The sequence below is a fragment of the Caulobacter sp. FV2ye17ST genome (assembly GCF_058680955.1).
In genome coordinates this window covers 1,091,521-1,110,104 of sequence record NZ_CM178727.1, presented here as the reverse complement: position 1 = coordinate 1,110,104, position 18,584 = coordinate 1,091,521, and the positions used below count along the sequence as shown (strand labels likewise).

Here is an 18,584-nt window from a genome sequence, read left to right as displayed (position 1 = left end):
CATGGAGACGGTCGCCAGACTCACGACCCGGGCGGCGCGATCCCGTCGCGCCAAGGCCGACCTGCCGGTGGTCGAAACCGTGGAGCAGGCCATCGCCCTGGCCCAGGCGGTGGCGCGCGGGCTGGACGGCCTGCATGGCGATGCGCGCCTGCTGATGCTGTCCAATCTGGACGATGTGCGACAGGCGCTGGACGGCCGCATGCAACAGCTGGAGCGCGACATGGCCGAGGAGCGCCAGCGCCTGCGCTCGGTCAATCACGGTCTGCGGGCGGTGGACGGTTACGCCCCCGCGCGGCGGCGGTAGCGGCCATGTCGCTGACCTCGATCCTGACCTCGGCGGGCGCGGCCCTGACAACCGCGCAGTACAGGATGTCGGTCGCCCAGACCAATGTCGCCAATGTCGATGACGAGACCTACAGCCGCAAGACCGTCACCACGACGGCGACCAGCATCACCTCGGCGGTCTCAAACGGCGCCGTCACCCGGGCGGCGGATCGGTATCTGTCGCAGGCTGTGGTCGCCGGCGCCTCGGCGGCGTCGCGCGACAGCGTCACCGACACCTATATGCAGGCCTACGACGCCAGCCTGGGCTCGGTGGATGGCGGCGACGACATCGCCAGCCTGCTGGACGCCTTCCAGAGCGCGATCAGCGGCCTGGCCTCGGAGCCGTCAAGCACCTCGGCCAAGGCCCAGGTGGTCAGCGCCGCCTCGCAGGTGGCTGACACCCTCAACAGTCTTTCGGGCGACCTGCAGTCCCTGCGCACCCAGGCCAATACCGAAATCGCCAGCACGGTCGAGGCGATCAATACCAGCCTCTCGACCCTGCAATCCCTGAACGACCAGATCGTCACCACCCGCGCCCAGGGCGGTGATGTCACCACACTTGAAGACCAGCGCGCGGCCGAGCTTTCGACCCTCTCGTCGATGATCGGGATCACCAGCTATACGACCTCGGACAACAGGGTGGCGATCTACACCAGCGGCGGCGACCAGCTGCTGGGGGCCAGCGCCGCCAAGCTCTCCTACACCGCGTCCAGCAGCCTCAGCGCCGACACGCTGTATCCGGGGTCGATCTCGGGGATCACCCTGAACGGCAAGGATGTCACCACCAGCGTCACCGGCGGAGCACTGGGCGCGCTGGTCACCCTGCGCGACCAGACCCTGACAGGCGAGCAGGACGCGCTGGACAGTCTGGCCGCTGGCCTGATCAGCCAGGTCAACGCCGTCAGCGCGGGCCTGTTCTCGGGCTCGGACGCCGGCGACATCGCGGTGTCGGCCAGCCTGCTGGCCGACCCTTCGAGCCTGGCCTCTGACCAGACCCTGGCGACCGCCCTGATCAGCGTGCTGACCAGCCCGGTGTCGTTCACCGCGGCCGGCCAACTGGCGGCCGGTCAGTCCAGCCTGCTGGACTATGCCGCCAGCTTCGTCTCGACCGCCGCCACGACCATCGCCGACGCCGCCGACCAGGCCGAAAGCTCATCCGCCACCCACGAGGCCGCCGCGACCCGCCTGGCCAACCTGACCGCCGTCAATCTGGACGAGGAACTGGCCATGCTGGAGATCTACGAGCAGGGCTATCAGGCCAACGCCCAGCTGATGTCGATGGTCCAGGACCTGTTCGACGCCCTGATCAGCATGGTCAGCTAGATGATCACCCGCATCGGCACCTTCTCGCACACCAGCGCCATGATCACCGCCAGCCTGCGCACCCAGGCCAGGTTCGCAGACCAGCAGACCAAGGAGGCCACCGGACTCAAATCGACCAGCTATGGCGGCCTGTCGAAAGACGCCGCCTCGGTGCTGCGGCTGGCCAGCCAGTCCTCGCGCCTGACGGCCGACAACACCGCCGCCTCCAGCGCGTCCAGCTATGTGCAGGCGGCCTATTCGGCGGTGGGCGAGATCGCGGATCTGGCCACCAGCATCAAGTCCCAGCTGGCCTCGCTGCTCAGCGCCAGCACCCTGAACGCCGACACCCTGGCCACCTATGCCCAGGGTTGGCTGGACGATCTTCAGACCCAGATGAACGGCGATCTTGGCGGGGCGTATCTGTTCTCGGGCGAGGCGGTTGAAACGGCGCCGGTCGATTTCAGCGCCGCTGCCTACGATCCCACCACAAGCGGCGACACCGGCTACTATCAGGGCGCGGCGACGGTGCGGGTGTTCACGGCGTCGGATGGCTCGAAGACCGCCCTGTCTGTCTCGGCCGACAACGCCGCCTTCGAAGAGCTTGCCCGGGCGCTGTCGTCGATCATCGCCGATCCGGGGGATAAGACAGTCCTGGCCTCGGCCATCGATCTGGTCGGTCAGGCGATCACCGATCTTGGCGCGGCGCAGGAAACCCTGGGCGTCCAGGCCGCGTCACTGGCCAGTCTGGTGGAGCGCAACACCACCAAGATCGACACTCTCGACAGCCTGGCCTCAGAGTTGAAGGACGCCGACCTGACGCAGGCCGCCGTGCTGGTGGTGCAATATCAAACCCAGCTGGAGGCGCTGTATTCGACCATCAGCTCGCTCTCGTCGGTCAGCCTGCTCAAGTACCTTTAAGAGCCTGCGAGCCTGGGCCGCCGAAACGCCAGATCTCCGCGCGGCTGCGCGTTTCACATCGCTCCCCGCCCCTTCCCATCCACTCGGCGGCTTCCGCGCGAGGGCGCCGGGGCGTGTCCGCCACTGGCGTCCCGCGAGCGTTCAGCTACGGTTCAGCCGCACGGCCTAGCTTGGCGTCATTGAGTTCAAAGCGTGGGGAATCCGCAATGCGCAAGACCATCAGCCTGATCGCCTTCGGCGTCGCCTCCTGCATCGGCGCGGCCGCCCAGGCCCAGGCGCCCAGCTGGAACGGGCCCTACCAAGAGCCGCCGCGCGGCTCCTATGTGCAGACCTGCCGCGAGATCACGACCTTCAATGGCGACGTCTATGCGCGCTGCAAGACCAGCGACGGCCGCTGGACCTGGACCGGCGCCCATCTGCGCGACTGCAACAGCCAGGGCCTGGCCAATGCCGGCGACGGCCGGCTGATCTGCCAGAGCCTGATGGGCGGCGGCGGTGGTGGTGGCGGCTTCCCCGGTGGCGGCGGCGGCGGCGGGCGCCCGGGCGGCGGCGGCAACCCCTATCGCGCCGACGCGGTATTGTTCGAGCACGCCGGCTATGAGGGCGCCGCCTATGAGGTGCGCGGCGACATGCCCGACCTGACGGCCATCAAGTTCAACGACGTCGCCTCGTCGATCAAGGTGATGCGCGGCGAATGGGAGCTCTGCGAGCATACCAACTATCAGGGCCGCTGCTGGATCGTGACGCGCGATGAAGGCCTGTTTGATCGCAACATGAACGACCGCGTCAGCTCAATCCGGCGGGTGCGCTAAAGGCCCGCAGTCGGCCGCGCCGCTCTTGATGGGCGGCGCGCGCCATGGCTAAGGTCCCGCGCCATTTTCCGGAGCTTCACCATGCGCAAGATCGTCGTCCTGGCCGCCGCGGCGGCCGCCCTGCTGGTTTCGGCCTGCAACACCATCGAAGGCGTGGGCAAGGACGTCTCGGCCGCCGGCCGCGCGGTCACCGACACGGCGCGCGACGTCAAGAAGTAGCCGCGTCAGGCGTCTTCCTCGCGGGACGTCTCGATGGCTATGGCCTGCTTTTCGTGCGGCGCGATCTCCTGATCGGTCGCCCCGCGCGCCGCCTGCTCGGCGCGTGAAGCGGCGGGTGGGCGGTCGTCCCGCGGCGGCGTGGGAGGGTCATCTTCCGGCATGGGGTCTGGCTCCGCTTTCAAGCACCGCGTGAAAACGTGCGGCGATCGCTTAGGTTGCCGCGCGGCTGTCGCAAACCCCTGCCCGCTGAACGGCGGTCTGGACAGTCAAAAATGTCCATCTCGTCAATTTTGTTCAGATCGTGTTAGGAACTGGACCATATCGATACTTGATAATGTCGATATTCAGCACCAATTAACTACGCGATGCGTCGCTAGGTCACCTTTAAACCTGCGCGCAAGGGGCGCATATTGCGGACATGTCCAGTACTCCCGCACCCAGCTTCCTGACCGGCCTCAAGCGAGGCATCCTCCATCGCTGCCCCAACTGCGGCGACGGGCGTCTGTACATGCGCTATCTGAAGGTCGATCCCGAGTGCGAGGTCTGTGGTCACGATCTGGCGGAATATCCCGCCGATGACGGCCCGGCATATTTCACCATTCTGATCATCGGCCACCTGTTCGTGGCCCCGCTGCTGCTGTTCCCGTTCATCTGGAAGGCGCCGGTGGGGATCGTGCTGCCGCTGACGGTGCTGCCGCTGGCCGCCCTGACCCTGGTGCTGCTGCCGCGCGTCAAGGGCGCGGTGATCGGCGCGCTTTGGGCCATCAAGCTGCGCAAGGCGCAGGACACGCCGGGCGACTGAACGCGACCTTCACCGGAACCGACAAGCGGCGCCGCACATTCCCCCTCCCGACACCGCGACCCGGCGCTGAAGCCGGTGCTCGCGGCCGAACGGGAGAACGGACATGCTCGGCACGATCCTCATCATCATCCTGATCCTGGCCCTGATCGGCGCCCTGCCGACCTGGGGCCACAGCAAGTCGTGGGGCTATTTCCCCAGCGGCGGCCTGGGCCTGGTCCTGGTGATCCTGATCATCCTGGTCCTGATGGGACGACTCTAGCGCTCTGGCCGGACGCCGCCGAACAGCGGTTGGCGTCCGGCTTTGCCTTCGCCTAAGGTCCCCCGCAACGCTGGGGGGAATCTGGGCATGACGACGCAAGCCGCCGAGGCGAAACCGATGAGCTCCATGACGCGGGCTCGCGCCATCCTCGGCGGGTCGGCCGGCAATCTGGTCGAATGGTACGACTGGTTCGCCTACGCCGCCTTCTCGATCTATTTCGCCAAGGTCTTCTTTCCGGCCGGCGACCAGACCGCCCAGTTCATGAAGACCGCCGCCGTGTTCGCCGTGGGCTTCCTGGCCCGTCCGGTCGGGGCCTGGCTGATGGGCCTGTATGCCGACCGCGCCGGCCGCCGCGCCGCCCTGACCCTGGCCGTGGGCCTGATGAGCCTGGGCTCGCTGATCATCGCCATCACCCCCGGCTTCGACAAGATCGGCGCCGCCGCCCCCGCCATCCTGCTGGCCGCCCGCGTGCTGCAGGGCCTGTCGGTCGGCGGCGAATACGGCGCCAGCGCCACCTATATGAGCGAGATGGCCGGCAAGAAGCGCCGCGGCTTCTGGTCCAGCTTCCAGTACGTGACCCTGATCATGGGCCAGTTGGTCGCCGCCCTGGTGCTGGTGATCCTGCAGAACGTGCTCGAGCCCGCCCAACTGTCGGCCTGGGGCTGGCGCATCCCGTTCTTCATCGGCGCGGCCCTGGCGGTGATCGTGTTCTGGATCCGCAGCGGGCTGGAGGAGTCGCAGTCCTACACCAACGCCAAGGCCCAGGGCGCGCCCAAGGCCAACACCCTGGCGATGTTCACCCAGCACCCGCGCGAGGCCCTGGCGATCATCGGCCTGACCGCCGCCGGCTCCTTGGCCTTCTACGCCTACACCACCTACATGCTGAAGTTCCTGACCAACACGACCGGCTTTACCAAGGAGGTGGCCGGGGCGGTAAATCTGGCGACCCTGATCGGCTTCATGCTGATCCAGCCGCTGTTTGGCTGGATGTCGGACCGCTGGGGCCGGCGACGCATGCTGATCTTCGCCTTCGCCGGCGGCGCGATCCTGGCCTGGCCGATCTTCACCCTGGTGGCCCGGGCGACCGACCCGACCGTGGCCTTCCTGCTGATCTTCGCGGCCCTGGTGGTGCAGTCGGCCTACACCTCGATCAGCGCCGTGGTGAAGGCCGAGCTCTTCCCCACCCATGTCCGCGCCCTGGGCGTGGCCCTGCCCTACGCCATCGGCAATGCGGTGTTCGGCGGCACGGCCGAGTTCGTGGCCCTGTGGTTCAAGAGCATCGGCATGGAGAGCGGCTTCTACATCTATCTGGCCGGCATGATGGCCATGGGGGCCCTGATCGCGTTCGCCCTGCGTGACAGCGGCCAGCACAGTCGCATCCTCGAAGACTGAACCAGACGCTTCGCCGAATCCCGTTCCAGCCGTAAGCTTGAGCCATGCCGATCATCGACATCGTCGCCCTCGCCCTCTTCATCTTCGCCTGGCTGTTCTATGAGCCCTTGCTCAAGCGCCTGGGCGAAAGCGGCAACCTGATCAACACCGACATGACGGTGATCCGGCGGCGCTGGATGCAGGAGATGGCGGTGCGCGAGATCGCCCTGCTGGATGGCCAGCTTCTGGGCCACGCGATCAACTCGGCGTCGTTCTTCGCCTCGTCCAACCTGATCCTGATCGCGGCGGCGGCCGGCGTGCTGTTCGGCGGCGACGGCGCGCTCAAGAACATCGAGGGCCTGGCCGTGCTGGCCCCCGCCACCCAAATACTCTTCCAGCTGAAGCTGGGTCTGGTGCTGATCGCCCTGGCGCGCGGTCTGCTCGACTTCATCTGGGCCATCCGCCAGATGAACTACTGCCTGGCCGCCATCGGCGCGACGCCGATGTGGGCCTCGCCCTCCACCCTGGCGGAATATGCCGAGGCCACGGGCGGCATCCTCAACCCGGCCCTGTCCGCCTTCAACGCCGGGGTGCGCGGCTACTATTTCGCCCTGGCCGGCGCCGCCTGGCTTCTGGGGCCCTACGCCTTCATCGCCGCGACCCTGGGCGCCCTGCTGCTGCTGGTCTGGCGTCAGCGCCGCAGCCGCGCCTCATCGGCCGTGCGCAAGGTCCGCCAGATCCTCGAGCGCCAGCCCGTCGTCCACGGCCCGCACATGCGGCACGCCGAGAAGGAACCACCGGTCGATACGATCTAGGCGAGGCCCAGTTCGGCGCGGACTTTCCTGGTCAGCTTGGCCGCGATCAGAGCGTGGGCCGTCTTCAGCCAGTCCTCGACCTCGGCGGCGTCCAGCGCGGCCAGATCGTCGAACTTCACCCATTTGGCGCGGGCCAGATACGGGGCCGGGATCGCCCGTCCGGTTTCGGTGAGCACCTCGAAGGCGACGTCCGAGACCTTGAACGACACGCCGTCCTGCGCGACCGCGTCGCCCATCACCGCGAACATCTTGCCGCCGACCTTGTAGACCTGATCGGCGCCCCACTGGATATCCATCGTCGCGCCCGGCAGGGCCCGGCAGACGGCGTCGAAGGCGTCGGGACTCAAGCCTCGACGCCCACGCCGATCGGGCAGGTCACGCCGGTGCCGCCGATGCCGCAATAGCCGCCCGGGTTCTTGGCCAGATACTGCTGGTGATAGTCCTCGGCGAAATAGAACGGCCCGGCGGCGGCGATCTCGGTGGTGATCGACCCAAGGCCCTTGGCGGCCAGGGCCTGGCCATAGGTTTCCTTCGACGCCGCAGCCGCCGCGGCCTGGGCGTCGCTCGTCACATAGATGCCCGAGCGATACTGGGTGCCGATGTCGTTGCCCTGGCGCATGCCCTGGGTGGGATCATGGTTCTCCCAGAAGGTCTTGAGCAGGGTCTCGTAGCTGACCGCCTTGGGATCAAACACCACCAGCACCACCTCGGTATGACCGGTGCCGCCGCTGCAGACCTCCTGATAGGTCGGGTTGGGGGTGATCCCCGCCGCATAGCCGGCGGCGGTCACATAGACGCCGGGGACCTTCCAGAAGATCCGCTCCACGCCCCAGAAACAGCCCATGGCGAACACGGCCGTCTCCATGCCGTCGGGATAGGGGCCCTTCAGCGCATGGCCGTTGATGAAATGGGTCTCGGCGGTCGGGATCGCCGCCTCGCGGCCCGGCAGGGCGCTGTCGACGGTGGGCAGATCCAGGGACTTCTTGGCGAACAGCATGGCGGGGCCTCGGCGGGAAAGGGTCTCAGCCGATATATGTGCTCCCGCCGCACATTTCATCCCTCATGAGCGCTTGCCCCGGAAAGCCCCATGAGTATATTGCGCGCCTTCCTGCGAAGGGGGGCCTCAACCGCTCCCGATTCCGTGCGCATGGTGAGGTGGCCGAGTGGTTGATGGCGCACGCTTGGAAAGCGTGTTTAGGTGAAAGCCTAACGAGGGTTCGAATCCCTCTCTCACCGCCACCGCCCCCGAAATCCCTCTATCTCCAAAGCGGCCGCGCTAGCCCCGCGACGCCGCTCGGCGACATCGTCAATCGCTCAGCGCGATCGGCACCACGGCTTCGACCCCGTCCGGGGCGAACAGCAGGGTGGGTCGGCCGCCCAGGTCGGCCGCCAGACCGCCGTCCAGCAGGCGCGAGCCAAAGCCCTTGCGGGTCGGCGGCGTGACCGGCGGACCGCCGCGCTCTTTCCAGCGCAGCTTGACGCTTCGTCCGTCCTCGCTGGGTCCCCAGACGATGTCGACGCGGCCCTCGCTGGTCGACAGCGCGCCGTACTTGACCGCGTTGGTGCTCAGCTCGTGCAGGGCCAGGGCCAGCGCCAGGGCGGCGGATGGCCCCAGACGGCCAGCGGGCCCGCTGACGCGAAACCGGGGAGCGTCGGGGCCGACGAAGGGCTGGATCGCGCCGAAGACGATGTCGTGCACGGACGCGCCCTCCCAGCTTTCGCGGGTGAGAATGTCGTGCGCCACCGACATCGCCATGATCCGGTCCTGCAGCAGTTCGCGCGCGGCGGTGGCGGTCTGGCCCTCGCGAAGGGTCTGGCGAGCGATGGACTGCACCGAGGCCAGGGTGTTCTTGACCCGGTGATTGAGCTCGTTGATCAGCAAGCGCTGACGGGTCTCGGCGGCGCGCAGATCGGTCAGGTCGATATTGACGCCGATCATGCCGATGAACCGGCCCGAAGCGTCCAGCCGGGGCTGGGCCACGGTGTGCACGTCGCGGATCTGGCCGTCGGCGCGGTAGTAGCGGGCGTCGCCCTCGAAAGGCTCCTGGCGAGCCATGCTGGCGTCCAGGGCGTTGAACAGGGCCGGGCGATCCTCGGCGACCACGGCGTCGCTCCAGACGAGATCGGAGGGATCGTCACCCGCCCCCGAACCCACGCCCAAAAACACGCGCAGGGCCAGGTTGAGATAGGTCCAGGCGCCCCGATCGTCGCTCATCCACAGCATGACCGGCGCCGTTTCGGCGATCAGTCGAAAGCGCGCCTCGCTTTCGCGCAGGGCGTCCTGGGCGCGGCGCGTCTCGGTCAGGTCAATGGCCAGGCCGGCATAGCCCAGGAAGTCGCCCGACGGCTCGAAGCGTGGCTTGGCGCTGACGAACATCCAGCGATACTCGCCGTCCCCGCGCTTGAACCGCGCCTCGAAGGTATAGGCCGACAGGGTCGTGCGGGCGGCGATGCGCGCCATGGCCACGTGAGCCAGATCATCGGCATGGATCAACTGGATCCAGACATCGCCCAGCAGGCTGTCGGCCGCCAGACCGGTGATCTCGACGAAGGCCTGATTGACGAACTCGATGCCGCCTTCGACGCCCGTGATCCACACCGGCGCGGGCGCGGAATCGGCCATGGCCCGAAAGCGCGCCTCGCTGTCGCGCAGGCGATCCTCGGCGGACTTGTGTTCGGTGACGTCGACCAGCACGCCCAGCAGGGTGCTGGGCCGTCCCGTGGAGCCCAGCTTGATCTCCGCGCGCAGCTGGTACCAGCGCCAGACGCCATCCAGTCGGCGGTAGCGGAACTCGACCTCAAGGAAGTGATCGCCGCGTTTCCAGGCGGCCTGCGCCGCTCGCGCGACGCAGCCCACATCGTCAGGCGCGAACCCGCCGCGCAATGCCTCTAGGGTGGGTTGCGCTTCCCCGGGAAAGCCCAGCAGGTGATAAAGTTCAGGTGAGCCGCTCACCCGCTCGGTGGCGACATCATATTCCCATACGGCCATGCGGCCGGCGCCCAGGGCCAGCCGCAGGCGATCGCTGGCCCGGCGCTCAGCCTCTTCCAGCCGCTTGCGCTCGGTGACGTCCTCCAGGGTGCCGATATAGCGCACAGCTCGTTCGACGCCCTCGACCCGATCGAAGATCGCTTCGCCGTGCGCCACCAGCGCGCGCACGGCGCCGTCAGGCCTCACGATGCGAAACTCGTAGACCGCCCGCGCGCGGAGCGCCGGATCCAGAGCCCTGGCCGTCATGTCGGCGGAATGGGCGCGGTCCTCGTGATGGGTGAGCGCCCGAACATCTTCGATGCCGATCGCCTGGAGAGGATCGAATCCGCTGATGGCGCGCGCCGCCGGCGAATAGACGATCTGATCGGTCAGCAGATCCCAATCCCATATGCCGATGCCGGCGGCGCGGGTGGCGATTTCCAGCCTTAGTTCGCTGTCGTTCATGCGGCTCTGGTGGCTTTCCGACGTCCCGGCTCTCGATCGCGTCGATGATGACCGAAGCGATGCTGGGCGTCACCCCGCGCCCTGCACAAACCTTGCGCAGCCAAGCTTGCGGACGGCCGAGGAATGAGATTGCCGAGCCCGACAGCTCGTCTAAGGTTCAGCCCATGCAAACGCGCCTTCTCCCCCTCCTCGCCCTGGTCATGTGCGCCTGCGGCCCCGCCCCCGACGCCCCCGCCGCTCAGGAGGGTTCGAGCCCGCCGGTCGAGACCCGGGCCGCCAATGCGCCGGACCAGAAGCCCGCCTTCGCCGGCCAGACCCGCGCGCCCGGCCAGGCGCTGGGCGTAGCCTACAGCGTCGAGACCGTGGTCGGCGGCCTGGACCACCCCTGGGGTCTGGCCTTCCTGCCGGACGGGACCAGGCTGGTCACCGAACGCGCCGGACGACTGCGCCTGGTGGGCGCCGATGGCCAGCTGTCGACACCCGTGGCCGGCCTGCCTGCGGTCGACGCCAACGGCCAGGGCGGCCTGCTGGGCGTGGCGGTCGATCCGAACTTCGCCAGCAACGGCCTGATCTACTGGACCTACGCCCAGTCCGGCGACGGCGGCAACGGCACGGCGGCGGCGCGCGGCAAGCTGATCAGCGGCCCCTCCCCGCGCGTCGAAGGCGTGCAGGTGATCTGGAGCCAGACGCCCAAGCTGAACTCCAGCCTGCACTTCGGCGGTCGCCTGGTCTTCGCCGGGGACGGCACACTGTTCATAACCACCGGCGATCGCTCGATCCAGGAGGGCCGCATGCAGGCCCAGCGTCTGGACGGAACCCTGGGCAAGGTCGTGCGCATCAACGCCGACGGCTCGATCCCCTCGGACAATCCCCATGTTGGCAAGGCCGGCGCGAAGCCGGAGATCTGGTCCTCGGGCCACCGCAATCTGCAGGCCGCCGCGCTGGATCCCTCGGGCCGGCTCTGGACCGTGGAGCACGGCGCCAAGGGCGGCGACGAACTGAACCGACCCGAGGCGGGCAAGGACTATGGCTGGCCGACCGCCACCTATGGCGAGGAATATTCCGGCAGGCCGATCGGCGACGGGATCACCGCCAAGGCCGGCATGGAACAGCCGGTCTATTACTGGGATCCGGTCATCGCCCCTTCGGGCATGGCCTTCTACCAGGCAGATCTGTTCCCCGCCTGGAAGGGCAGCCTGCTGGTCGGCGCGCTACGCGGTCAGCATGTCGCGCGCCTGACGCTGCAGGGCGACAGGGTTGTCGGCGAGGAGCGCCTGTTCGAGGATCTCGGCCAGCGCATCCGCGACGTCCGCGTCGGTCCCGACGGCGCGGTCTACCTGCTGACCGACGCGGACGATGGCAAGCTGCTGCGGGTGGTCCCCAAGCCCTAAGGCCTAGCGCGCCACAGCCGCCGCGCCCGGACGCCGGGGATCGGCGCCGCCCAGGAACAGGCCCTTGTCGATCATGATCGACTGGGCGCTGCCCATGGTCTCGTCGGACTTGATGGGATGGCCCATCGCCTTGAGCAGGGCGACCGTGTCGGGATTGAAGTTCGGCTCGACCTCCAGCGGATCGCTGGCGTTCTGGAAGATGCGCGGCTGGTGGGTGGCCTCGGCGACGTTGAGGTCGAAGTCCACCACGTTGACGATGACCTGCAGCACGGTGTCGATGATCGTGCTGCCGCCCGGCGTGCCGGTGATCAGCCAGGGCTTGCCATCCTTGAACACCATGGTCGGCATCATGGTCGACAGCACCCGCTTGCCGGGCTCCAGGGCGTTGGGCGGCAGGGGGGCGCCGGTCTGCCGGGCCTTCCACGCCGCTTCGTGGGCGTAGTTGTTCATCTGGTTGTTGAGCACGAAGCCCGCGCCCGCCACCATCACGCCCGAGCCGAAATCAGCGCCCAGGGTATAGGTATTACTGACCGCATTGCCCTCGGCGTCGGCCACCGAGAAGTGGGTGGTGTTGGGGCTCTCGAAGGCCCAGGGATCGCCGGCGCCCAGTTCCCTGGCCGGCTTGGCGCGGGCCGGATCGATCAGCTTGGCGCGCTCGATGCCGTAGGCCTTTGACGTGAAGCCCTTCAGCGGAACCTTGTCGAAGTCGGTGTCGCCCAGATACTTGTAGCGGTCGGCATAGCCCAGCTTCATCGCCTCGGCCATCAGGTGCAGTGACCGGGCCGAGCCGGCGCCCGTGGCTTTCAGGTCGAACTGCTCGAGGATGTTGAGCATCTCCAGCAGGGTCGCGCCGCCGGCGCTGGCGGGCGGCGAGGTCATCACGGTCAGGCCGCGATAGGTCCCCTCCAGCGGCTCGCGCATCACCGGCTTGTAGGCGGCCAGGTCTTCCAGGGTGATCAGGCCGCCATGGGCCTTCATGTCGGCGGCGAAGCGCTTGGCGATCTCGCCGCGATAGAAAGCGTCGGCTCCGTGGTCGGCGATCTGGCGCAGGGACCAGGCCAGATCCGGCTGCTTCAGGGTCTCCCCGGCGGCATAGAGCGCGCCGCCCGGCTTGTAGAAGGCGGCCTTGCCGGCGGCGCTGGTCGACAGGCGCTCCTGCCCCCAGCTGAACACGAAGGCCTCGTCGGGTGTCAGGGCCACGCCATCGGCGGCCAGGCGGACGGCGGGTTCGACCACGGCCTTCCACGGCAGCTTGCCGTAGGTCTTGTGCGCGAAATAGAGGCCCGCGACCGTGCCGGGCACGCTGGGAGCCTTGTAGCCGATCGAGGCGACGGCGTTGTTTTCCTTGCCCTTGTCATCGACAAAGGTCTCGAGCCGCGCGGCCTTAGGCGCGATGCCGCGATAGTCGATGAAGACCGTTTTCCCCGTGCCCGCCATATGGACCAGCATGAAGCCGTCGCCGCCGATATTGCCGGCGCGCGGCAGGGTCACGGCCAGGGCGAAGGCGGTGGCGACCGCGGCGTCCACGGCGTTGCCGCCCTGGCGCAAAATCCCGACGCCGACCTCGGTCGCGATGGCGTTCTGGCTGACCACCATGCCGCGCTCGCCCACCACCGGATGGTGGATGCTGGGATATTCCAGCAGCTGCTTGCGCTGGGCCCAGCCCGAGGCCGGCAGCAGGGAAGCCGTGGAAAGGGCGAGGGCCGAAAGACCCAGGGCGACAAGTCGGAAGGGTTTCACGCGCGCCTCGTCGAGGAGAGTTGGAAAAGGGGTGCGGGACGACGAGCACGGGGGGCTGAGTCGTCGTCCCGCTAGAGTCCCGGCCGGGAATGCGGAATTGGGCCGGAACTCCTAGGCGTCGGCTAGAAGCGCTTGCTGGCGTTCAGGTACCAGTAGCGTCCAGTCGCGTTGTGGAGCGAACCGAGGTAGCCGAAGTTCGAGGACACGATCGGCGGTTCCTTGTCGGCGACGTTGCGAACGCCCAGACGGATCGTTGAACCGTCAAAGCGGCCTTCCTCGAAGGCGTACTGGCCGTAGAGGCTGACCGTGGTCCAGGCCTTCACGGGGAAGTACTCGCCGGCGATCTGGACCGGGCCGGTGTCATAGACCTCGCCCACATGGCTGACGAAGACGCCCGCGCCCCAGCCGTTCAGGCGCCAGGTCAGGTTGGCCGTGCCGCGGAATTCCGGAAAGCCGTCCATCTTGATCTGGTTGCCAGCCGACGCCACCGTCAGGCCGGTGAGCTTCCCGTCGGCGATCGCCCTCGCCAGAGTCGCCTCGATGGCGCTGGGCGACTGGTCGTACTTGGACAGCTTGGCGACGTTCAGCGACAGGCCAAAATCGCCCAGCGGCGTGTCGTCCAGATCGTAGTCCAGGCTGAAGTCGAAGCCCTGGACCATGCGCGGCTGCAGGTTGGAATAGGTGTCGTTCACATAGCTGATCGCGCCGACCGTGTTGGTCCCGACCGGGGCGTCGCGCACGACATTGGGGTTGGAGCCGCCCGACAGTCGCAGCAGCAGGTCATAGTTGATCTGGTTCTGGGCCCCGAGAATGCCGATGACGTTCTTCTCGCGGATCGACCAGAAGTCGGCGGTCAGGACGAGCTTGCCGTATTCGCGCGGGATGAAGGCCGGCTGATAGACGAAGCCGACCGAGGCGTTGTCGGCCTCTTCGGGCTTCAGCTGATCGTTGCCGCTGCGCACTTCCAGCGTGCTGGAGCTGGCGCAGGTGGTGGCGGCCGGGTTGTTGATCCGGCAGGCGGCGAAGTCGGTGCGGGTGTTGGAGACCGTCGAGCCGGGGCTGTAGAACTGCGGCAGGTTCGGCGCGCGGAAGCTTTGCGACACCGATCCGCGCAGGGAGAAGCCCTTGCCGACGGTCCACAGGATCGCGCCCTTGGGCTTCAGCACGTTGCCGAAGTCGGAATAGTGCTCGTCACGCACGGCCAGCTGCAGCTGGATTTCCTCGACGAACGGGATGCCCATCTCCGGCGAGACGATCGGCACGGCCAGTTCGGCGAAGGCCGACGCGATCGAGCGGTCCGCCTTGACGTCGACCGAGCCCGAAGCGCCCATCACGTCGGTGCCGTAGGTCAGGCCCGTAACGGTGTTGGTGTAGGTGATCGTGCCGTCCAGGCGGTCATCGCGATCATCCAGGAAGGTCTCGCGACGCCATTCCACGCCCGCCGCGAAGCCGACCGGACCCGCCGGCAGCGAGAACAGGTCGCTGTTGGAGACCTTGAAGTCGCCCATGGCCAGGCTGGTCTTGCTGATGCGGTAAACGTCGATGAGGAAGGAATTCATCGTCGCGGCGCTGTTGGGCGTTTCGTCCTCGCCCGAATAGTTGGTCTGCGAGCCGCCGTTGAAGGGGTTGTAGGCGTCGCTGGTCGTGCGGTTCAGCGCCGCCTGGAAGAGCGTGTTGCTGATGGCGTTGTGGGTCTTGTCCTTGGTCCGGGCCTCGGAATAGACCAGCGCCGACTCCCACTTCCAGCCGTTCCAGTCACCCTTCACGCCGCCCAGCAGGCGGTAGCTGTCGTCGGTGACGGTGTAGGTGCGCGGCCCGGTATCGACCGGGCGATAGGTGGTGATGTTCATCGCCAGGCCCGTGGTCGGCACGCCGGTCAGGCCCGCCAGACGGTTGACGCTGCCAACCGGACCAAAGGGGTTCCAATAGGCGTTGGCCGCAATGCTGATCGGGGCCGAAGCGATAGGAGCCGACTGCTCGCGGCTGCCGGTGAACAGGGCGTGATAATAACCCAGCTCGCCAAAGACGGTCAGGCCGTTGTCCAGGTCGCGCTCGACGGTGCTGAACAGGTTGGTCCGTTCAAGACCACCCTTCAGCGTGCGTTGCGGGTTCTGGTTGTAACGCAGCTCGCGGTCGGCGGCGCCAGTGATCGTGCCGGCGCGCAGGCAGAGATTGCCATTGATGACCGTGCTGCTGCAGCCGGCCGCCGTGTTGCTGGTCGGCTCGACATGGAACACGCCGGTAGTGGTCAGCGCCACGCCGTTCTGGCGCACGGCCGTCGACGACGGGATCACCGTGAAGGAGCCCCAGGGGCTGGAGGTCGTGCGGTTGTCGAAGGTGGTGTTGCCGACCCAGGGGGTGTCGGCGACCTGGGCGCGATGGTCTTCGCTGGCGGAATAGTCGCGGTCGGTCGCCATCATCCGCGAGCGGCCGGTATAGCCGCCGAAGAAGGTCAGGCGCGTGCCGTCTTCCAGCCGCGTGCCCGCCTTCACGTTGAAGCTGCCTTCGCGATAGCCCGTACCTTCCGAGCCGCCCAGCTGGCTTTCAATGCGCAGGCCGCGAAAGCGGGTGTCGAGCACGGTGTTGACCACGCCGGCCACGGCGTCGGTGCCGTAGATGGCGGCGGCGCCGTCACGCAGCACTTCGACGCGCTTCACACCGGCCACGGGAAAGGCGTTGGTGTTGGGGGTCTGCACCGGAACGAGGTTTTCAGTCTGGGTGCCCGGGTGCATGACCGCGCGGCGGCCGTTCAGCAGCGACAGGGTGTTGCCCGTGCCCAGGCTGCGCAGGTTCAGCGACGAGACGTCGCCCCGCGCGTCGTTCAGATTGCCGGTGGTGCGGGCTTCCTGGAACTGGACATCGCCAGCCTGCGGGATCGAGCGAAACAGCTCGTCGCCCGACACGGCGCCGGTGGCGACGATGTCGCGCTCGTCCACCACGGTCACCGGCAGGGCGCCGGTGGTCTTGGCGCCCTGGATCTGCGAGCCGACAACCACGACGGTTTCGACGACGGCGACGTCCTCGTCAGCCTGGCCGCCCGACGCGGCCTGGGGCTGGGGGCGGGCGGCAGACGCCGGACGCAGGGTGATGGTCTGACCGTTGTCGGAGGCGATCTCGAGGCCGGCGGCCGAGATCAGACGGGCCAGGGCCTCGCTGTCGGCGATCTCGCCGACCACGGCCGGTGTCTTTCGACCGGACGCCGCTTCAAACGGAAACAGGACCTGCTTGCCCGACTGCTTGGCGAAGGTCTGCAGGGCCGAGACGGCGTCCTGGGCCGGGATATCGAAGCGGTGGCGGGCGTCCTGTGCCAGGGCCGGTCCGGCCAGAACCAGAACGGCCGCTGACGTGAGCAGAAGCCCCCGGATGCTCCGAAGACGATTGGAATTGCGCATGGTTTGGACCTGCCCCTAGCCGCGCCCTGCCCCCTCGACATGGCGTTCTTGCCTTACTCGACGGGCGATCTCGAACGATCCGCCATACGCCACTGAAATTTTTGTTTCTCGCCGCCCCGGGGCGGCCAGAGGCGCGAAGTTCAGTCGCGGGCGGTCAGGCGGATCACGCCCTCGGCGTCGCGGGTCGCGCGCACCGGGAAGGTATTGGTCACAGCGGCGACAAAGCTGCCGGGCTCTGTGCTCTGGAAGTATCCGGCCAGTCTCAGCCCCGAGACAGCGGGATCGTCGACCGAAATCCGCTGGCGGTTATAGCGATTGAACTCGGCGACGGCCTGTTCCAGCGTCTGGCCGTTCAGGGCGATGGCGCCCTGTCGCCAAGCCAGGGCGCGGTCGATTTCGGCAGTAGAAACGCGCTGCACGCGGCCGCCCACCGGGCCATACACCGCCGCGACACCGGCCGACTGACGCGAGTCCGTTTCGGTCGCCTCCTGGTCCACGGACACCGAGCCGCTCTTGACCGTGACAGCTGCGGCGCGCCCTCCGACCCGCACGGCCAGTTGGACGGCGTCCGAAGCTTCCAGGCGCGTGTCGCCCGCGCGAACGATAAAGGGGCGGCGGTCGCGCGCCGCCATAAACAGGGCCTCGCCCTTGACCAGCCGAACCTCGCGCGCGCCGTTGCGGTAGCGCACAAGGACCTTGCTGTTGGTGTTGAGCTCGATGCGGCTGTCGTCGCTGAGCACGATCACACGCCGCTCGCCGATGGCCGTCGCGTAGGCGGTCGTGGCGGTGGCCGAGATCACGCCCGCGGCCGTGACGCCAATCGCGCCGACAATGGCGGCGGCGCGGGCCCAGACCGTTGGACGGCTCCAGATCGAGGTGCGCTCCCGTGGCGGCGCCAGCAGGTCGGCATTGGCGGCGCTCGTCCCAGGCGCAATGGCGCGCAGCCGCTCCAGGCGCTCCCAGGCGACGGCCTCGCGCTCGAAAGCGGCTTCGTATTGCGGCCCCTGATCGCGCCAGGCTTCGAAGGCGAGGCGATCAGACGGGGCGCAGGCGGGGTCGTCCAGCCGGACCACCCACTGGGCGGCGGCCTGCCTTACGGCTTCCCGCTGAGATCCCGCTTCACGCGCCATGAACGCTCTTCCTCGACCTTTCTTGTCCGACCGTCTCCACGGCCCAGTTTATCCGAACAGTACCGCAACCCCTTTACGAGGTGCTTCTCTACAGTGGAGACGGACAGGCCCAGCCTTTCCGCTATCTCCCTTGGCGAAAGATCATAGACCTTTCGCAGCGTGAAGACCCGCCGGCATTGGTCGGGCAATTCCGCCATGGCCTCGCGCAGTTGCCGCAGTTCGTCGCGGTCGACGATGGTCTGCTCCTGGGTCGGAGCCTCGTCGGCCAGGGCCAGACGCTCGAAATCGGCGACCGCGGTGATGGTCAGAACCTTGCGGCGGCGCAGGGCGTCCAGGGCGGTGTTGCGCAGGATGCGCGAGGCGAAGGCGCCTGGATTGAGAACCTCCCGCCAGCTCTTGTAGGCGATGGCGCGGGCAAAGGTGTCGTGGACCAGATCCTCGGGATCGGTCTCGCCGTCCCGGCAGAAGCGTCGCGCATAGGCCAGGAGGTCCGCCTCGAGGGGCAGGATCTCTCGCCGAAACCAGGCGCGCCGTTCTTCGTCTTGTTGGTCCATGCCACCCCCTCGCGCAACGAAGCCTGATCCGCAACGGAAGGCAACGGACGAAAGTCGCTTTTGGGGAATGCGCCACCCAAGCGGGCAGCCGGCGCCGCCAGAACGTAGAAAGCGCCGGCCCT

Annotated in this window: 17 protein-coding genes, 1 tRNA gene and 1 pseudogene; 11 read left to right on the top strand and 8 right to left on the bottom strand. The window is 67.7% G+C overall.

Annotated features, from left to right (window positions below):
- Position 1 precedes the first annotated feature (1 nt).
- The 5 genes from ACW17V_RS05230 to ACW17V_RS05210 all read left to right on the top strand — a co-directional run bounded on the left by ACW17V_RS05230 (position 2) and on the right by ACW17V_RS05210 (position 3,575).
- Positions 2 to 304, top strand: a complete 303-nt coding sequence (locus ACW17V_RS05230; RefSeq protein WP_492107813.1) for a hypothetical protein — start codon at positions 2 to 4, stop codon at positions 302 to 304.
- Positions 305 to 309: 5 nt separating this feature from the next.
- Positions 310 to 1,647 carry a flagellar hook-associated protein FlgK gene (gene flgK, locus ACW17V_RS05225; protein ID WP_492107812.1) on the top strand — a complete coding sequence of 446 codons (1,338 nt, stop codon included), beginning with the start codon at positions 310 to 312 and terminating at the stop codon, positions 1,645 to 1,647.
- Positions 1,648 to 2,544 (top strand): flagellin, encoded by an 897-nt coding sequence (locus ACW17V_RS05220; protein ID WP_492107811.1) that lies wholly within the window; start codon positions 1,648 to 1,650, stop codon positions 2,542 to 2,544.
- Between the two features lie 206 nt (positions 2,545 to 2,750).
- The gene (locus tag ACW17V_RS05215; RefSeq protein WP_492107810.1) at positions 2,751 to 3,356 is read left to right on the top strand and encodes a beta/gamma-crystallin; all 606 of its coding nucleotides are present in this window, start codon (positions 2,751 to 2,753) and stop codon (positions 3,354 to 3,356) included.
- An 81-nt stretch (positions 3,357 to 3,437) separates the two neighbouring features.
- Positions 3,438 to 3,575, top strand: a complete 138-nt coding sequence (locus ACW17V_RS05210) for an entericidin A/B family lipoprotein (protein ID WP_492056807.1) — start codon at positions 3,438 to 3,440, stop codon at positions 3,573 to 3,575.
- A gap of 5 nt (positions 3,576 to 3,580) precedes the next feature.
- Here ACW17V_RS05210 and ACW17V_RS05205 read toward each other — a convergent pair whose 3' ends face one another.
- Positions 3,581 to 3,736, bottom strand: a complete 156-nt coding sequence (locus ACW17V_RS05205) for a hypothetical protein (RefSeq protein ID WP_492107809.1) — start codon at positions 3,734 to 3,736, stop codon at positions 3,581 to 3,583.
- Positions 3,737 to 3,993: 257 nt separating this feature from the next.
- Between ACW17V_RS05205 and ACW17V_RS05200 the strand changes: the two genes are divergently transcribed.
- The 4 genes from ACW17V_RS05200 to ACW17V_RS05185 all read left to right on the top strand — a co-directional run bounded on the left by ACW17V_RS05200 (position 3,994) and on the right by ACW17V_RS05185 (position 6,822).
- The gene (locus ACW17V_RS05200) at positions 3,994 to 4,377 is read left to right on the top strand and encodes a DUF983 domain-containing protein (RefSeq protein ID WP_492107808.1); all 384 of its coding nucleotides are present in this window, start codon (positions 3,994 to 3,996) and stop codon (positions 4,375 to 4,377) included.
- A gap of 103 nt (positions 4,378 to 4,480) precedes the next feature.
- Positions 4,481 to 4,636 (top strand): DUF3309 family protein, encoded by a 156-nt coding sequence (locus tag ACW17V_RS05195; RefSeq protein WP_492059700.1) that lies wholly within the window; start codon positions 4,481 to 4,483, stop codon positions 4,634 to 4,636.
- An 87-nt stretch (positions 4,637 to 4,723) separates the two neighbouring features.
- Complete coding sequence (locus tag ACW17V_RS05190) at positions 4,724 to 6,028, top strand: MFS transporter (protein WP_492107807.1); 1,305 nt, start codon at positions 4,724 to 4,726, stop codon at positions 6,026 to 6,028.
- Between the two features lie 44 nt (positions 6,029 to 6,072).
- Entirely contained in the window at positions 6,073 to 6,822 is a 750-nt protein-coding gene (locus tag ACW17V_RS05185) for a DUF599 domain-containing protein (protein WP_492107806.1), read from the top strand.
- Here ACW17V_RS05185 and ACW17V_RS05180 read toward each other — a convergent pair.
- Together ACW17V_RS05180 and msrA are read right to left on the bottom strand one after the other, a co-directional pair.
- Positions 6,819 to 7,169, bottom strand: coding sequence for an MmcQ/YjbR family DNA-binding protein (locus ACW17V_RS05180; protein WP_492107805.1), 351 nt, complete (start codon positions 7,167 to 7,169; stop codon positions 6,819 to 6,821). The genes ACW17V_RS05185 and ACW17V_RS05180 overlap by 4 nt on opposite strands.
- On the bottom strand, positions 7,166 to 7,819 hold the full coding sequence (gene msrA, locus ACW17V_RS05175; RefSeq protein WP_492107804.1) for a peptide-methionine (S)-S-oxide reductase MsrA: 654 nt from the start codon (positions 7,817 to 7,819) through the stop codon (positions 7,166 to 7,168). Before msrA ends, ACW17V_RS05180 begins: the two co-directional genes overlap by 4 nt.
- 152 nt (positions 7,820 to 7,971) lie before the next feature.
- On the opposite strand from msrA, the gene ACW17V_RS05170 reads away from it, so the two are divergent.
- Positions 7,972 to 8,061: transfer RNA gene (locus tag ACW17V_RS05170), tRNA-Ser, on the top strand.
- A 67-nt stretch (positions 8,062 to 8,128) separates the two neighbouring features.
- On the opposite strand, the gene ACW17V_RS05165 is transcribed toward ACW17V_RS05170, so the two are convergent.
- The gene (locus ACW17V_RS05165) at positions 8,129 to 10,255 is read right to left on the bottom strand and encodes a PAS domain S-box protein (RefSeq protein WP_492107803.1); all 2,127 of its coding nucleotides are present in this window, start codon (positions 10,253 to 10,255) and stop codon (positions 8,129 to 8,131) included.
- Positions 10,256 to 10,419: 164 nt separating this feature from the next.
- Here ACW17V_RS05165 and ACW17V_RS05160 point away from each other — a divergent pair, with 164 nt between their 5' ends.
- Positions 10,420 to 11,646 carry a PQQ-dependent sugar dehydrogenase gene (locus ACW17V_RS05160; protein ID WP_492107802.1) on the top strand — a complete coding sequence of 409 codons (1,227 nt, stop codon included), beginning with the start codon at positions 10,420 to 10,422 and terminating at the stop codon, positions 11,644 to 11,646.
- Positions 11,647 to 11,649: 3 nt separating this feature from the next.
- Here ACW17V_RS05160 and ggt read toward each other — a convergent pair.
- The 4 genes and pseudogenes from ggt to ACW17V_RS05140 form a co-directional block, all read right to left on the bottom strand.
- Positions 11,650 to 13,404 (bottom strand): annotated as a pseudogene (ggt, locus tag ACW17V_RS05155) (gamma-glutamyltransferase); the annotation flags it as partial.
- A gap of 104 nt (positions 13,405 to 13,508) precedes the next feature.
- Positions 13,509 to 16,778: a TonB-dependent receptor gene (locus ACW17V_RS05150; protein ID WP_492107801.1), complete on the bottom strand. Its 3,270-nt coding sequence runs from the start codon at positions 16,776 to 16,778 to the stop codon at positions 13,509 to 13,511.
- Positions 16,779 to 16,918: 140 nt separating this feature from the next.
- Positions 16,919 to 17,908: a FecR family protein gene (locus tag ACW17V_RS05145; protein WP_492107800.1), complete on the bottom strand. Its 990-nt coding sequence runs from the start codon at positions 17,906 to 17,908 to the stop codon at positions 16,919 to 16,921.
- Positions 17,872 to 18,462 (bottom strand): RNA polymerase sigma factor, encoded by a 591-nt coding sequence (locus tag ACW17V_RS05140; protein ID WP_492107799.1) that lies wholly within the window; start codon positions 18,460 to 18,462, stop codon positions 17,872 to 17,874. The genes ACW17V_RS05145 and ACW17V_RS05140 overlap by 37 nt, the downstream gene beginning before the upstream one ends.
- Positions 18,463 to 18,584: the final 122 nt, after the last annotated feature.

Coding starts and splice junctions, on each gene's coding strand:
- ACW17V_RS05145 (WP_492107800.1), bottom strand. CDS start 17,908: ATGGCGCGTGAAGCGGGATCTCAGCGGGAAGCCGTAAGGCAGGCCGCC.
- ACW17V_RS05215 (WP_492107810.1), top strand. CDS start 2,751: ATGCGCAAGACCATCAGCCTGATCGCCTTCGGCGTCGCCTCCTGCATC.
- ACW17V_RS05205 (WP_492107809.1), bottom strand. CDS start 3,736: ATGCCGGAAGATGACCCTCCCACGCCGCCGCGGGACGACCGCCCACCC.
- ACW17V_RS05185 (WP_492107806.1), top strand. CDS start 6,073: ATGCCGATCATCGACATCGTCGCCCTCGCCCTCTTCATCTTCGCCTGG.
- ACW17V_RS05150 (WP_492107801.1), bottom strand. CDS start 16,778: ATGCGCAATTCCAATCGTCTTCGGAGCATCCGGGGGCTTCTGCTCACG.
- ACW17V_RS05200 (WP_492107808.1), top strand. CDS start 3,994: ATGTCCAGTACTCCCGCACCCAGCTTCCTGACCGGCCTCAAGCGAGGC.
- ACW17V_RS05220 (WP_492107811.1), top strand. CDS start 1,648: ATGATCACCCGCATCGGCACCTTCTCGCACACCAGCGCCATGATCACC.
- ACW17V_RS05140 (WP_492107799.1), bottom strand. CDS start 18,462: ATGGACCAACAAGACGAAGAACGGCGCGCCTGGTTTCGGCGAGAGATC.
- ACW17V_RS05195 (WP_492059700.1), top strand. CDS start 4,481: ATGCTCGGCACGATCCTCATCATCATCCTGATCCTGGCCCTGATCGGC.
- ACW17V_RS05160 (WP_492107802.1), top strand. CDS start 10,420: ATGCAAACGCGCCTTCTCCCCCTCCTCGCCCTGGTCATGTGCGCCTGC.
- msrA (WP_492107804.1), bottom strand. CDS start 7,819: ATGCTGTTCGCCAAGAAGTCCCTGGATCTGCCCACCGTCGACAGCGCC.
- ACW17V_RS05190 (WP_492107807.1), top strand. CDS start 4,724: ATGACGACGCAAGCCGCCGAGGCGAAACCGATGAGCTCCATGACGCGG.
- ACW17V_RS05210 (WP_492056807.1), top strand. CDS start 3,438: ATGCGCAAGATCGTCGTCCTGGCCGCCGCGGCGGCCGCCCTGCTGGTT.
- ACW17V_RS05165 (WP_492107803.1), bottom strand. CDS start 10,255: ATGAACGACAGCGAACTAAGGCTGGAAATCGCCACCCGCGCCGCCGGC.
- ACW17V_RS05230 (WP_492107813.1), top strand. CDS start 2: ATGGAGACGGTCGCCAGACTCACGACCCGGGCGGCGCGATCCCGTCGC.
- flgK (WP_492107812.1), top strand. CDS start 310: ATGTCGCTGACCTCGATCCTGACCTCGGCGGGCGCGGCCCTGACAACC.